Source organism: Halosimplex rarum (assembly GCF_047715405.1).
Taxonomy (GTDB): domain Archaea; phylum Halobacteriota; class Halobacteria; order Halobacteriales; family Haloarculaceae; genus Halosimplex; species Halosimplex rarum.
Genome location: NZ_CP180412.1, coordinates 1,943,962 through 1,956,454 on the forward strand (window position 1 = coordinate 1,943,962; position 12,493 = coordinate 1,956,454).

The 12,493-nt window shown below is 68.1% G+C and carries 15 protein-coding genes; 9 read left to right on the top strand and 6 right to left on the bottom strand.

Translation table 11 applies throughout. The features are described 5' to 3' along the window. The first annotated feature begins 182 nt into the window (after positions 1-182). Positions 183-857 carry a stage II sporulation protein M gene (locus tag ACMGFH_RS09550; RefSeq protein WP_415382834.1) on the top strand — a complete coding sequence of 225 codons (675 nt, stop codon included), beginning with the start codon at positions 183-185 and terminating at the stop codon, positions 855-857. Positions 858-912: 55 nt separating this feature from the next. Then, the gene (locus tag ACMGFH_RS09555) at positions 913-1,170 is read left to right on the top strand and encodes a HalOD1 output domain-containing protein (RefSeq protein ID WP_415382835.1); all 258 of its coding nucleotides are present in this window, start codon (positions 913-915) and stop codon (positions 1,168-1,170) included. A 117-nt stretch (positions 1,171-1,287) separates the two neighbouring features. Here the strand turns inward: ACMGFH_RS09555 and ACMGFH_RS09560 are convergent, their stop codons facing one another. Further along, positions 1,288-1,893, bottom strand: coding sequence for a hypothetical protein (locus ACMGFH_RS09560; protein ID WP_415382837.1), 606 nt, complete (start codon positions 1,891-1,893; stop codon positions 1,288-1,290). A gap of 176 nt (positions 1,894-2,069) precedes the next feature. Here ACMGFH_RS09560 and ACMGFH_RS09565 point away from each other — a divergent pair, with 176 nt between their 5' ends. From ACMGFH_RS09565 to ACMGFH_RS09580, 4 genes are all read left to right on the top strand, one after another. Then, positions 2,070-2,522 carry a DUF5788 family protein gene (locus ACMGFH_RS09565; protein WP_415382838.1) on the top strand — a complete coding sequence of 151 codons (453 nt, stop codon included), beginning with the start codon at positions 2,070-2,072 and terminating at the stop codon, positions 2,520-2,522. Continuing rightward, positions 2,519-4,258 (top strand): DNA polymerase/3'-5' exonuclease PolX, encoded by a 1,740-nt coding sequence (gene polX / locus ACMGFH_RS09570; RefSeq protein WP_415382840.1) that lies wholly within the window; start codon positions 2,519-2,521, stop codon positions 4,256-4,258. Before ACMGFH_RS09565 ends, polX begins: the two co-directional genes overlap by 4 nt. Further along, entirely contained in the window at positions 4,255-4,797 is a 543-nt protein-coding gene (locus ACMGFH_RS09575; protein ID WP_415382841.1) for a DUF5615 family PIN-like protein, read from the top strand. Before polX ends, ACMGFH_RS09575 begins: the two co-directional genes overlap by 4 nt. A gap of 99 nt (positions 4,798-4,896) precedes the next feature. Next, on the top strand, positions 4,897-5,391 hold the full coding sequence (locus ACMGFH_RS09580) for a DUF5797 family protein (protein WP_415382843.1): 495 nt from the start codon (positions 4,897-4,899) through the stop codon (positions 5,389-5,391). Positions 5,392-5,417: 26 nt separating this feature from the next. Here ACMGFH_RS09580 and ACMGFH_RS09585 read toward each other — a convergent pair whose 3' ends face one another. Then, entirely contained in the window at positions 5,418-6,494 is a 1,077-nt protein-coding gene (locus ACMGFH_RS09585; RefSeq protein WP_415382845.1) for a DUF5787 family protein, read from the bottom strand. A gap of 276 nt (positions 6,495-6,770) precedes the next feature. Here ACMGFH_RS09585 and ACMGFH_RS09590 point away from each other — a divergent pair, with 276 nt between their 5' ends. Further along, positions 6,771-7,187 (top strand): DUF5684 domain-containing protein, encoded by a 417-nt coding sequence (locus tag ACMGFH_RS09590; RefSeq protein ID WP_415382847.1) that lies wholly within the window; start codon positions 6,771-6,773, stop codon positions 7,185-7,187. Between the two features lie 28 nt (positions 7,188-7,215). On the opposite strand, the gene ACMGFH_RS09595 is transcribed toward ACMGFH_RS09590, so the two are convergent. Together ACMGFH_RS09595 and ACMGFH_RS09600 are read right to left on the bottom strand one after the other, a co-directional pair. Continuing rightward, the gene (locus ACMGFH_RS09595; protein ID WP_415382849.1) at positions 7,216-7,632 is read right to left on the bottom strand and encodes a hypothetical protein; all 417 of its coding nucleotides are present in this window, start codon (positions 7,630-7,632) and stop codon (positions 7,216-7,218) included. Positions 7,633-7,849: 217 nt separating this feature from the next. Then, on the bottom strand, positions 7,850-8,302 hold the full coding sequence (locus ACMGFH_RS09600; protein WP_415382850.1) for a bis(5'-nucleosyl)-tetraphosphatase: 453 nt from the start codon (positions 8,300-8,302) through the stop codon (positions 7,850-7,852). Positions 8,303-8,431: 129 nt separating this feature from the next. Between ACMGFH_RS09600 and ACMGFH_RS09605 the strand changes: the two genes are divergently transcribed. Further along, entirely contained in the window at positions 8,432-8,743 is a 312-nt protein-coding gene (locus ACMGFH_RS09605; protein WP_415382851.1) for a 30S ribosomal protein S10, read from the top strand. Positions 8,744-8,866: 123 nt separating this feature from the next. Next, a complete protein-coding gene (locus tag ACMGFH_RS09610) occupies positions 8,867-10,147 on the top strand; it encodes an amidohydrolase (RefSeq protein WP_415382853.1) in 1,281 nt (426 codons plus the stop codon). A 48-nt stretch (positions 10,148-10,195) separates the two neighbouring features. On the opposite strand, the gene ACMGFH_RS09615 is transcribed toward ACMGFH_RS09610, so the two are convergent. Then, positions 10,196-10,681, bottom strand: a complete 486-nt coding sequence (locus tag ACMGFH_RS09615) for a type IV pilin (protein ID WP_415382854.1) — start codon at positions 10,679-10,681, stop codon at positions 10,196-10,198. Between the two features lie 382 nt (positions 10,682-11,063). After that, a complete protein-coding gene (locus ACMGFH_RS09620; RefSeq protein ID WP_415382856.1) occupies positions 11,064-12,434 on the bottom strand; it encodes a geranylgeranyl reductase family protein in 1,371 nt (456 codons plus the stop codon). Positions 12,435-12,493: the final 59 nt, after the last annotated feature.

Sequence of the window (12,493 nt, forward strand, 5' to 3'; positions counted from 1 at the left end):
TTACCCGGCGGGATAAGTTCTTTTTGGAGAACGGGGGGATTGTCATGTGAGACCGTCCATCACAGTGACGCGAGTGTCCCAACCAGGTGCCGGCGGGGTGCCGAGTGGGTGCCGACGGGAGCGATCCCCCGGCGCGTCGTGTCAGCCGATGCAACGAAATGGGTCGGCGTCGAACGGCCTGTATGAGCCCTCCCACGGGAGAGACGGAGACGAACGCGGTCCGAGCCGAGTCGACGTCGTCGCCTCGCGAGGAGTTTCGCCCGACGCGGTGGTTCCGGTGGCACCTGGTAGCCGCGCTGGCGCTGTTCTTCGCGAGCGCGTTCGCGGCCTACGCGCTCGTCGGGACGATCCCGATCGAGCAGCTAGAGGCGCTGCTCGGGGACGTGCAGGCGGAGTTACCGAACGACGGCCCGCTCCCGGAACTGGCGTTCGTGCCGCTGTTGGTGAACAACCTCCGCGCCCTGCTGCTGATCGGGCTTGGCGCCGTCACGGGCGGAGCGCTCTCGGTGTTCGGTCTGGTCGTCAACGGCGCCCTCGTGGGGGCCGTCGTCTCGTTCGCGGTCCGCCAGACCTCGTGGGCGATCGTGCTGGCTGCGCTGCTCCCCCACGGGGTCCTCGAACTCCCGGCGTTCTTCATGGCGGCGTCGATCGGACTGCGCGTCCCACACCGGGTCCTCCGGTGGCTCCTCGGGTGGGACGAGACGCCGCTGAGCCGCGTCGAGTTCGTCGAACTGGCGGTCATCTCGGTCCTGCTCGCGGCGATGATCGCCGTCGCGGCCTGGATCGAGGTCAACGTCACGCTCGACGTGGTCGAGTGGGTCGCTGGCGACGGCGCTCTCGACCCAGTGAACGCCTGAAGCGCCCGATTTCCCTTCGGAGGAGTTTTACGTTTCACCGGTGAATCGGGGACTGATGACTTCGGCAGACTCCGGCCAGAACGACGGCGCCGGGTCGCTCAGCGAGACGGTTGTACGGTCCGTCGCAACCCACAAGGACACCGAAGAGATGGCGCTGCCGTCGCTGTACGGCGTCCTCGATCCCGACGCGCTCGACAGTCTCTTCGATACCCCCGGTTCGATCCCGAACGGGCAGGTGACGTTCGACTACGCCGGCTGTACCGTCGTCTGCGAGAGCGACGGAACCGTCGACGTCCGCGACGCGGGAGAGTAGGCGACGTCCTCACGGATTCGAACACACTGGTAGAGACGTCGCTGTCGAACGCAGGGCGTGAGCGGTCGGGACAAAATCAACAGAACGGGAGCGACGCGTGGGAGGAAACGCGTCGACTCAGCCCGAGATGAACTCGTTGTCGCGCCAGTTGACGCCCTCGGAGTCCTCGTCTTCGCGGGGGTCCTCGACGACGTTGATGGACGCGGGCACGTCCTCGCCGTCGACGATGCGAATCGCTTCGAGGTCGTCGTCGGGCGAGATGATGGCGGTGAGGGTTCCCTTCTCGGCGATCCGGGCGATGTCACAGAGGACCTGAAACATCTCGTACTGCAGGGTGCTGTTCTGAAGAACCGTCTCTCGGTCGCCCTTGAAACAGGCGTACTCGACGAGCTCCGAGGGCGGCTCTTCCTCCTCTTCCTCCAGGGCGCCCCACTGCGGGCCGCCGGCGGTGTCCGTGGTGTGGACCGGCGTGCTGTCCTCGTCTTCGTCCTCTTCGATCTCCTCGTAGACGCGGTTCTCCGTCACGCTGGCCTTCAACTGGGCCGTCGGCGTGTACTTGCTGATGCTCTCGTCGACGGAGACCGCGCTGATGATGAGCGTGTTGTTCCGGCGCGTGATGTCGACGTCTTCGACGTTCTCCGGGAGATCCGGGTCGTCGAAGAAGTCGTACACGTCCTCCAGGGGCAGTTCCAGTGTCGAGTGGAGTCTGTATACGCGGCTCATGTTTATGGGATCGCCGGCCGTCCGCTGACGACGGTGCTACACACCTGTAGAACGCCCACCCATATAGGGCCTACCCTTCCGACCCGGACCGTTCCGCCCTCGTCTCGTCCGTCGAGAAGCGCTCCGCCGCGGGGGTATCGCGTGGGTTTTTGACCGTAGAGGTCGGAGACGGATCCGTGAAAGAGTACGAGCGCAAACAGCTCCTGGAGCGCATCGGCCGGGAGGGGGCGACCGTGGGCGCCGACATCCCCGACCGCATCGAGGTCCAGGGGGAGCCGGTCGAGTTGCGCGAGTTCGTCTTCGAGATCAAGCGGCGGGACACGATCCCGGCCGGCGAGCGCGAACGCGTCGACCAGGCGAAGACGAACCTCCGGCGCGAGCGGATCCGACGCAAGGACCTGATAGAGGACAGCGACATCTCCCGCGAAGAGGGCGAGCGCCAGGCACAGGCGATCATCGGCATCGACCGCGCGCTCAACGCGCTCGAGAACCTCGGCCCGACGAACCTCGAAGCGGAGATCGAAGCCCAGGAGACCGCCGACAAGAAGCGCTGGATGAGCTTTCTCAAGCAGGCGCTGGGCCACGACCAGGACAGTCAGGGCTCGCACCGCTCGTCGAGGTCGCGATGAGCGTCAACGACGACATCGCGGCCCGGCTGGAGGAGTTCGCCGACCTGCTGGAGGCCCAGGACGTCGAGTACAAGCCGCGGGCCTACCGGCGGGCCGCCGAGAACGTCCGCGGCCACCCCGACGACGTCGCCCGGCTGGCCCACGCCGGGGAAGACGCGCTCGACGAGATCGAGGGGGTCGGCGACGCCATCGCCTCGAAGATCATCGAGTACGTCGAGACCGGCGAGATCGCCGAGCTGGAGGAACTGCGCGGGCAGCTGCCGGTCGAGATGGCGGAACTCACTCGCGTCGAGGGCGTCGGCCCGAAGACCGTCGGGACGCTCTACGAGGCGCTGGGGATCACGACGCTCGACGACCTGGAAGCCGCCGCGGAGGCCGGCGAGATTCAGGACGTGAGTGGGTTCGGCGCCAAGACCGAGCAGAACATCCTGGAAAACATCGAGTTCGCTCGCGAGGCGACAGAACGCGAGCTGCTCGGGGAGGCCCGCCCGCGCGGGGAGCGGGTCGTCGACTACCTAGCGGGGCGCCCGGCGATCGACCGGATCGACCTGGCGGGGTCGCTCCGCCGCTGGAAGGCGACGATCGGCGACGTGGACGTGCTGGTGGGCAGCGAGGAGGGCGAGGCCGTCGTCGACGCGTTCACCGACTGGCCGGGCGCCGACGCGGTCATCGAGGCGGGCGAGCAGAAGGCGAGCGTCCGCTCGGGCGAGGTGCGCGTCGACCTGCGGGTCGTCGATCCGTCCGAGTTCGGGAGCGCGCTCCAGTACTTCACCGGCAGCAAGGACCACAACGTCACGCTCCGGAACGTCGCCATCGACCGCGATCTGAAGATGAACGAGTACGGCGTCTTCGACGTCTCCGAGGTCGACGACCCCGACGCCGACCAGCGAGCGGGCGAGCGCGTCGCCGGCGAGACCGAGGAGGGGATGTACGAGGCGCTGGACATGCCGTGGATGGCGCCCGAGATCCGGGAGAACCGGGGCGAAATCGAGGCCGCGCAGGACGGCGACCTCCCGGATCTGGTCGACGAAGGCGACGTGCGGGGCGACCTGCACGTCCACACCGACTGGTCGGACGGCGGCCACACGGTCGCGGAGATGGTCGAGGGCGCCGCGTCGTTCGGCCACGAGTACGTCGCGATCACCGACCACGCGACCGGGCCGGGGATGGTCGGCGGCGTCGGCGTCCCCGACGACGAACTCCGCGAACAGATCGACGAGGTCCGCGCGGTCGCCGAGGAAACCGACTTCCCCGTGTTCACTGGCGTCGAGGCCAACATCTCGACGGAGGGGGAGATCTCCGTCGCCGACGACGTGCTGGCGGAACTGGACGTCGTCGTCGCCTCGCCACACGCCGGTCTCGACGGCGACGGGACCGACCGGCTCGTCGCCGCCGTCGAACATCCCGAGGTCGACATCATCGGTCACCCGACGGGCCGGTACATCAATCAGCGGTCGGGACTGGACGTCGACGTCGAGCGCCTCGCCGCGGCTGCGGCCGAGCACGACACCGCGCTGGAGGTCAACGCCAACCCGGCTCGACTGGATCTGGGCGGCGGGGCGGTCAAGACTGCGGTCGAAGCGGGCGCGACAGTCGCGATCAATACGGACGCTCACCGGCCGGCTCGCTACGCTCACGTCCGCTACGGCGTGCACACGGCGCGTCGGGGCTGGGCCGAAGAGACCGACGTACTCAATACGCGAGGCGTCGAAGGCCTGCGCGAGTTCCTCGAATGACCGGCGACGAGCCAGACATCGACGAGCGCGCGCGACCGGCGACAGCGAGCACCGCGACGACCGAGGACGACATCCCGCAGCGACCGTCGGCGGAGTCGGCACTGCTGCTCGACACGATGCTCGGGAAGCTCGCCACGTATCTCCGAATGTGCGGGTACGACGCCGCCTACGCGGTCGAGCGCGGGGCCGAGGACGACGACGACGTGCTCGCACTGGCGCACACCGAAGGTCGCGTCCTCGTCACGCGCGACCGCGAACTGGCCGCGCGCGGCGAGCGGACGCAACTGCTCTCGACCCGCGACGTGACCGAGCAGCTACAGGAGCTGCGCCGGTCGGGGTTCGACCTCGACCTGGCCGAAGAGCCGTCGCGCTGTAGCGCCTGCAACGGTCCGCTCGAACGAGTGGATCGGACCGAGCCGACGCCCGACTACGCGCCGGAGACCCACGAGGAGACCGTCTGGCGCTGTCGCAACTGCGGCCAGCACTTCTGGAAGGGCAGCCACTGGAACGACGTCGCCGCGACGCTCGACGGCCTCTGACCGGACGGCTCCAGACACCGGCGACCGGCCGGTCGTCGTCGGCCGGCCGCCACCGGCAAGCAACACGGCTTAATAGCACATGTCCCTACCGGCGGACGAATGACGTTATCGGACGAGGCCCGCGAGCGACTCGCGGACGTGGTGGCGCTCCAGCCGACGAAGAACGCCGAGCTCCAGGCCCAGTGGGAGATGGACAGCGGGAGCGACGTCCACCAGTACCTCGAATCCGAGTTGAAAGACTACTACTACCGCAACGAGGACAGCCTCATCTGCGCCACGCCGGAGGCCAACGAACTCGTCGGCGACGAGGTCGAGGGCGAGGTGAACGAACAGGTCGTCAAAGCCCCGCCGCTCCAGGCGGCGGTCATCGACGCCCTCCCCGACCACGACGAGGAGCCCCAGAGCGTCGTCGCCACGCTTCACGACGTCCAGGACGCCGGGATGGACGCCGAGGTAGACGACGTGCGCTCGGCGCTCCGCTCGCTCACCGAGAAGGGCGTCGTCGAGCGGGTCCAGAAGACGGTCCCGACGTACCGGCTGGCCGTCGAACGCGACGCGCTGGACGTCGAACGAGTCGACGGCGACGACGGGTAATCGGTCTCGGCGCACGCGACTACCTGTCAGCCGTCCCTGTCGAGTCCCGGCCGCTGCCGCCGCCGTCGCCGGTCGAGCAGGCGCTTGATCCCCTTCCCCGGCCCGCCCGTTATCGGCCAGTCGCCCGAGCGCCAGACCGGCGGTTCCGGTTCGAAATCGGGGCACGAGCCCGAGCACTGCCCGGCGGTCTGGTGGCACTCCTTGGCTGCGCAGTACGGCAGGAAGCCGGGGCGTTCGTCGGTGAGCCGGAAGTGCCGGCAGTCGGGACGCATGGTGTCGGCGTAGGAGCGCCAGCCGCGACCGTAGGCCCGTTCAGCGAGTTCGAGGCGCTTGTCGCGCTTCCACTCGGGGTCGGCGTACTCGAAGCGCGCGGCCGAGGCGTCCCGGGCGCCGCCCGAGGGGCGTTCGAGAATCCGCGTCCCGGGGTCGGCGGCGGCCAGCGTCCGCGGGTGCCAGGAGACGCTGGCGTCGCCGTCGACGTCAACGGTGAGGACGCCCGCTTCGACCGGCACGTCCTCGATCAGCGCCGGTTCGACCGTCTCGCCGGTCTCGGTGGTCGCGACCCACACCTCGTCGGCCAGCGACAGGGCCACGTCGCGTTCGAGTTGCGGGGCGAGCGCGCGAGCGGCGCTGGCGTCGAGGTCGGGCTTGTTCTCGATGGCGACGATCCGCCGGACCCAGTCGGGATACGCCCACTTGCGCCGGAGTTCGATCCGGCCGTTCGAGCCCGTCCGGGTCTCGACGACGCCGCGGTCGCCGGCGCGGTGGACCGCCTCGCGGACGTACCGCCAGGGGTAGCCCGGGTCCGGGAGCGCGTCGCGGTACCACGCCCACTCGGCGGGCGCGTTCCGGACGACGTGCAGGAGGTCCGAGTCGAGTTCTTCCAGGCCGAAGTTCGCCCGCTGGCGCAGGCCCTCGGGGTCGCACTCGACGACGACCGTGTCCCAGCGGCGGTCCCTCGTCCCGATCTGCCGGGCGACGATGGCGGCCGAATCGCCGGTCGAGACGCCGTCGGGCGGCCACTCGCGTTCGGCCCACTGGCAGACGCAGAGCTCGAAGACGAACTCCGACCCGCCGAGGGCGCCGTCGTCCCCGGGTGACACGACCCGAGATAGGCGGTGGCGACCGCTTATATGTTTCGCGAACGGGAATCAGGCCGACCCACACGGGCGCCGGACCCGCAACGACCCGCCCGCAGCGGCGGGGTGTATCCGCACGCTGACGTGCGACCCGGATCGGACCGGTCGAGAGCCGGCGACGCTGTCGGCCGTTTCCCGACGTTCACAGGAGCCCGACGGGCACCGCGGCCGAACGATATTGGGAACTGACCTGTTTCTGCGAAGATAGGATTTATATACTATGCGGGGAGAGTGTGGCACATGGCTGGGAACCTGTTCGGAAGTGGAATCGCGGCGACAGTGCTGCAGACGAGCAACGGAGCAGGCGGCGCGCTGGCGGGGGCGTTCCTCGTCATCTTCGCCGTGTCGATGGTGATATCGCTCATCACTCTCGCCGGGTGGTGGAAAGTGTTCACGAAGGCGGGCCAGCCCGGCTGGGCAGCCATCATCCCGATATACAACACCTACATCCTCGTCTGCGAGATCGCCGACCGGGACGTCGTGTGGCTGCTGTTGAGCCTCTTCATCCCCTTCGCGGTCATCATCCCGTTCATGGACGTCGCGAAGGCGTTCGGGAAAGGCGCGGGATACGGCCTCGGCCTGTTCTTCCTCGGGTTCATCTTCTTCCCGCTGCTGGGCTTCGGCGACGCCCAGTACCGCGGCGCGACCGGCATCTGAACGGCGATCGCGCGGCGAAACGGCGGTTTTACTCGGCGTTGAGGACGCTCCCCAGCGCTCCGCCCAGGATGTAGCCGACCGGCGACATGAAGAGGAGACCGAAGACGTTCATCAGGGCGCCGAAACCGCGGGCGAACATCATCAGGCCCACGTCAGCGCCGGTCGCCGCGCCCATGACCCCGCCGAGGACGAACGACGCGGGGATGTAGACGACGTTGAACGCCACGGCGGCTAGCATGCCGGTGACGAGAGCGAACTTGATCGCGGATTCCGCGTCGGTGATCGACGTGAAGGCGACTACGACGAGTGCGCCCAGCAAAACCTCTTTGAACAGCGGGACGTACCGGACGAGGTTGACGACCGGGACGAACCCCGTGACCAACAACGCGACGAAGATCGTCGCGACCGATTTCTTGAACGCTTCGTCGTCGAATCCGAGTACCATAACGGATCGCCCGTATCGGGCCGACCGTGATTAACCTACTGAATTGACACGTGTGCCGTCGAGTTGCGGACCGGGGGCTCGACGCCGGACGAGTCGCCAGTGGTACACTCGTCGGGAGACATCTGCGGGCCTGGCAGACGGCCGCACGGCGAGCGGACTAAGAAGCGACTCGCTCGGCGCGGATCCGGTGGTCGGAGTGGCGGGTCGCAGCCCGTCCCTACTCCTCGTCGTCTTCGTCCTCGTCTTCCTCCGCGAGTTTCTCGTCGAGGAACTCGTGGGCCTCTTCGAGTATCTCGCGGGGACCGTCCTGGGTGACGGTGTTGATGGCCTGTTCGTAGTCGCGCCACTGCAGGTCGCGGTGCTCGTGGGAGAGCTCCGCCGACGCCTCGAACGAGCGGGCGATGAACAGGTGGACTGTCTTATGGATCGTGTTGCCGTTGGCTTCGAACACGTAGTCGTAGTCTTCTCGGAAGCCGTCTAAGAGCCGGAAATCGCCGATTCCGGCCTCCTCTTTCACTTCGCGGATGGCGGTCTGCTGGAGCTCCTCGTCGCCCTCGACGCCCCCTTTGGGGAACTCCCAGTCGCCGGGGCGACTCTTGAGGAGCAGGTACTCCCGCCGGCCACGCGTGTCGCGAAAGAGGATGGCTCCCGCGCTCGTGGCCTCTATCATTGCCGATACGTACTCTATCACACCTTAAGTGAATATCGGAGCGTCGCCAGGCCGATACCACATCCGTCCGACCCCCTCCGCTGGCGGACAAACGCATCGCTTATCCGCGCGCCCGGCGACCGGACGCATATGCCGTTCGTCACGAAGCTCACGTTCACGAGCGGGGATCGGCGCCTCCTCGACGACATCGTCGACGGCGTCAAGTCCGCCGCCGAGCGCAAGGGCGTGGAGCTGAAAGGCCCTCACCCCCGGCCCCCGACCGACCACCGGGTGCCCCAGACCAAGCGGCTCTCGGCCGAGGGCGGTCGGTTCGAGCCCTGGCAGTACACCGCCTACACCCGGACCGTCGAGATCCACGGCCACGACGAGTTCGCTCGCGACGTCGCCGGCGACGACTACCCCAATCGCATCCACGTCGAAGCCGCGATCGAACAGGTCTGAGCGCGCGAATCCGTCGCATTTGACCGTCCGCGAGACCTCACTCAACAACACGTCTAAGCACCCGCGCGTCCCGCCCGTGTTCCACCCGAAACCGTCTACACCCTCGCCGTCGTCTCCCCCGCCATGAGTCAGCCGAGTCGCGACCGCCTGGTCGAGTTGCGCCGCGCCTTTCACCGCCGACCCGAGCCCGCCTGGCGGGAGTTCTGGACGACCGCCCGCGTCGTCGAGGAACTCCGGGCGCTCGACGTCGACGAGATACGCGTCGGCCCCGAGGTGGTCGACGCCGACGAGCGCATCGCCGTCCCCGACGACGCGGAACTGGACCGATGGTTCCAGCGGGCGCTCGACGCCGGCGCCGACCCCGAAATCCTGGAGCGACTCCGGGGTGGGTACACGGGCGCGATGGCGACCGTCGAGGGCGGCGACGGCCCGACGGTCGGACTCCGGGTCGACATCGACGGGCTCCCTCGCGAGGAGTCGACAGCCGAGGACCACGTCCCCGCTCGCGAAGGATTTCGATCCGAGAACGACGACGCGATGCACGCCTGTGGGCACGACGCCCACGCGGCGATCGGACTGGGCGTCCTCGAAGCGGTCGCGGACGGCGACTTCGCCGGCACCCTCAAGGTGTTCTTCCAGCCCGCCGAGGAGGCTATCGGCGGCGGCAAGCCGATGGCGGAGAGCGGTCTGCTCGACGACGTCGACTACCTCCTCGCCGTCCACGTCGGTCTCGATCACCCGACGGGCGAGGTGGTCGCGGGGATCGAGGGGTTCCTCGCGGTCCATCAGTTCCGCGCCGACTTCTCGGGCGAGTCCGCCCACGCCGGCGCGCGGCCGTCGGAGGGACGCAACGCCGTCCAGGCGATGGCCGCGGCCGTGCAGAACCTCTCCGCCATCCCTCGCCACGAGGACGGCAAGACGCGGGTCAACGCCGGCGAGGTCGGCGGCGGCAGCGCGACGAACGTCGTCCCCGAGGAAGCATACATCGAGGGTGAAGTCCGCGGCGAGACGACGGAACTGATGCGGTACATGCGCGACCGCGCCCGGTCGGTCGTCGAGGGCGCGGCGGCGATGCACGAGTGCGACGTCGAACTGGTCTCCCAGGGGGAAGCGCCGGGGGCCGAGAGCGACGACGCGGTGGTCGACGTGGTCGAGGCGGTCGCCGGGTTGACCGACGGCGTCGACTCGGTCGTCCGCAACGCCGACCTTGGCGGGAGCGAGGACGCCACCTTCCTCATGCGCCGCGTGCAGGAGAACGGCGGGAAAGCCGCCTACGTGGGCATCGGGACCGACCACCCCGGCGGCCATCACACGGCCACCTTCGACGTCGACGAGGACTCGCTCGTCGTCGGCGTCGACGTCCTGACCGAGACGGTCCGGGCGCTAGCGAGAGACCGACCGTGAACTGACGGTCGGCTATCGGCTTCGGTGGTGTATTCGCGGGGCCCGCCCCTACGCAGCCGGCCCCTTCCATCGATAGAGGACGTTCCCGTCGGCTCCGTCGGAACTGACCCACGAGACCGTCACCTCCGTCCGCGAGAGCTTCAGGCGGCTCGCCGCGGCCGGACACACGGTGCCGACCGTGACGTCGGCGCGTGTCCCCGCCATCACCTCCGACGTCGAGACGCCCAGTCGCCCGAGATCGAACCGCTTCGAGACCGTCCCGTGGCCGAGGCAGTTCGCGTCCGAGACCTGCACCTTCACGTTCTCCCGGGCCACGACGTCGCCGCCGGTGAACTCCAGGGCAAGTTCGTGGCCGCTGCTGTCGACGTCGAACTCGCCCGTGATCGCTACCGTCGGCGCCCCCATCCCCGACAGCGAGTCTTCGTATCCCATGAAAAACGTCGCCACTGTCGCCGCCAGGAGCACCGTGATCGCGACCATCAGGATGACCCCGATGACCGGTGATACCGCTCTTGCCGTGTCGCTTCCGTTCATGGTCTTCCCCACACGCGCCCCTGCGACCACGGGAACCCGCCGCTCTGTGACCGGACGACCACCCCCACGGGCTGTCCCGGGCCGCACCCACACGGCGCGTCGTACGTTCAATTAATTGACTTTTGCATATAAATGTTTGTCAGGTGTGTGCGATTTCGATCCTGGAAACATTTCTCGCCGGCAGACTCGGCGGCGTGGCGCATACCGAACGGTGCGACGCGCCCGATCGGCGGGCGGACGGACGAGACAGCTGTCTGTCGAAACGCCGATAGGTCTAGACGACAGGAGCGACGCCGCAGCAGAATCCGGTGACGCGGCGCCGACCGAGCGCTGAACGGGCCGGGAGACGGACGGAGGAAAACGGTGAGTCAGGGCGGAGGTGTCAGTACTTGGGGTCGGCGCCGGTCGTCGCGTAGACGTCGTCCATGATCTCGTCGCGGCGGGCCTGCCAGTCGGCGAACTCGTCGCGGCTCTCGGGGTAATCCTCGTAGTGAGCGAGCACGCGCTCGGCGAGCTGTTTCGTCTCGTAGAGATCGTAGATGGTGCCCCAGTGGCCGACGGACTTCACGGCGGTCTTGAGTTTGAGCCAGAGGCCGATGTCGGTCTCGCCCTCGTAGAGCCCCTCGGCGATATTCTGTGCGGGAAGGGCCGCCAGCATCCCCATCAGGTCGTCGATGTCGTAGGCCGTCACGAAGATGTTGTACACGTCGAGGGTCGCGAAGCGAGCCCCGAAGTGGTCCATCACGTTCTTGTTGTACTCCCAGAGTCGGTCCTCGCTCACGTCGTCGGCCTCGATGGCCTCGATGGCCTGTTCGCCCGCGTACTGGCCGGAGTGGGCGGCCCCGCCGATGCCGCCTCCGGTTGTCGGATTGACCAGCCCGGCGGCGTCGCCGGCGGCGATGAACCCCGGCGCGACCGCCGAGTCGTAGGGACGCCGCGTCGGTAGCGCCGCGCCGAGTTTGTCCTCGACGGTGGCGCCCTCGAACTCCTCGCGGTCCCGCAGGTCGCGCTTGAGGTCGTCGACGAGTTTCATCGGCTCCTCGGTCATCTGGAAGCCGAGGCCGGCGTTGATCTCGGTGTCGGTCCGCGGGAAGTACCACAGGTAGCCCGCGGCGCGCTCGGTCGGCTTGAACACGAGCGCGTCGTCCCACTCGACGGGTTCGTCGACGGTGACGACCTCTCGGTACGCCGAACAGAACTGCTGGTAGCTGACGTTCGTGTCGAAGGAGCTCCCGTCGAAGTCGATGTTGTCCTGCAGGATCGACAGCGCACCGGCGCCGTCGATGACGACCTCGGCCTCGTAGTCGACGGGGTCGCCCTTCCGCATCGCGCGGACGCCCGTGACGGTCCCGTCGTCGGCCTGCGTGACGTCCTGAACCAGCGTGTCGTAGTGGAGTTCGGCGCCGGCCTCCTCGGCCCCTTCGATGATCCGACGACCGTACTCCCAGCGGTCGATGACGGCCAGTTCCCCGGGGACGGGGATCTCGAGAACCGTGTCCTCCTGCGGGATCTCGAAGCGGCCGTGGTCGACATCGGTGTTGGTCATCGCGGGTTCGATCTTCGACTCGGGGATCGCGTCGGGGAAGGAACCGGCCCCCTTGAGCGCGTCGCCGCAGGCGATGTGGCCCCCTTCGTCCTCGGGTTTGCGTTCGAGGATCGCGACGTCGTAGCCCTCGTGGGCGACGGTCGCTGCGGCGTATGAGCCCGCAGTCCCCGCCCCGACGACGACGACGTCGTACTCGCGTGTAGTCATGGTCCACTTTTCGCGGGGGAGGGAAGAAAACTCTTTACCAACGCTCCGACCCCCAGCAA

Excerpts from the sequence above, each read along its gene's own strand:
- ACMGFH_RS09550 (WP_415382834.1), top strand. The coding sequence starts at position 183 with ATGAGCCCTCCCACGGGAGAGACGGAGACGAACGCGGTCCGAGCCGAG.
- ACMGFH_RS09555 (WP_415382835.1), top strand. The coding sequence starts at position 913 with ATGACTTCGGCAGACTCCGGCCAGAACGACGGCGCCGGGTCGCTCAGC.
- ACMGFH_RS09560 (WP_415382837.1), bottom strand. The coding sequence starts at position 1,893 with ATGAGCCGCGTATACAGACTCCACTCGACACTGGAACTGCCCCTGGAG.
- polX (WP_415382840.1), top strand. The coding sequence starts at position 2,519 with ATGAGCGTCAACGACGACATCGCGGCCCGGCTGGAGGAGTTCGCCGAC.
- ACMGFH_RS09575 (WP_415382841.1), top strand. The coding sequence starts at position 4,255 with ATGACCGGCGACGAGCCAGACATCGACGAGCGCGCGCGACCGGCGACA.
- ACMGFH_RS09580 (WP_415382843.1), top strand. The coding sequence starts at position 4,897 with ATGACGTTATCGGACGAGGCCCGCGAGCGACTCGCGGACGTGGTGGCG.
- ACMGFH_RS09590 (WP_415382847.1), top strand. The coding sequence starts at position 6,771 with ATGGCTGGGAACCTGTTCGGAAGTGGAATCGCGGCGACAGTGCTGCAG.
- ACMGFH_RS09595 (WP_415382849.1), bottom strand. The coding sequence starts at position 7,632 with ATGGTACTCGGATTCGACGACGAAGCGTTCAAGAAATCGGTCGCGACG.
- ACMGFH_RS09600 (WP_415382850.1), bottom strand. The coding sequence starts at position 8,302 with ATGATAGAGGCCACGAGCGCGGGAGCCATCCTCTTTCGCGACACGCGT.
- ACMGFH_RS09605 (WP_415382851.1), top strand. The coding sequence starts at position 8,432 with ATGCCGTTCGTCACGAAGCTCACGTTCACGAGCGGGGATCGGCGCCTC.
- ACMGFH_RS09610 (WP_415382853.1), top strand. The coding sequence starts at position 8,867 with ATGAGTCAGCCGAGTCGCGACCGCCTGGTCGAGTTGCGCCGCGCCTTT.
- ACMGFH_RS09615 (WP_415382854.1), bottom strand. The coding sequence starts at position 10,681 with ATGAACGGAAGCGACACGGCAAGAGCGGTATCACCGGTCATCGGGGTC.
- ACMGFH_RS09620 (WP_415382856.1), bottom strand. The coding sequence starts at position 12,434 with ATGACTACACGCGAGTACGACGTCGTCGTCGTCGGGGCGGGGACTGCG.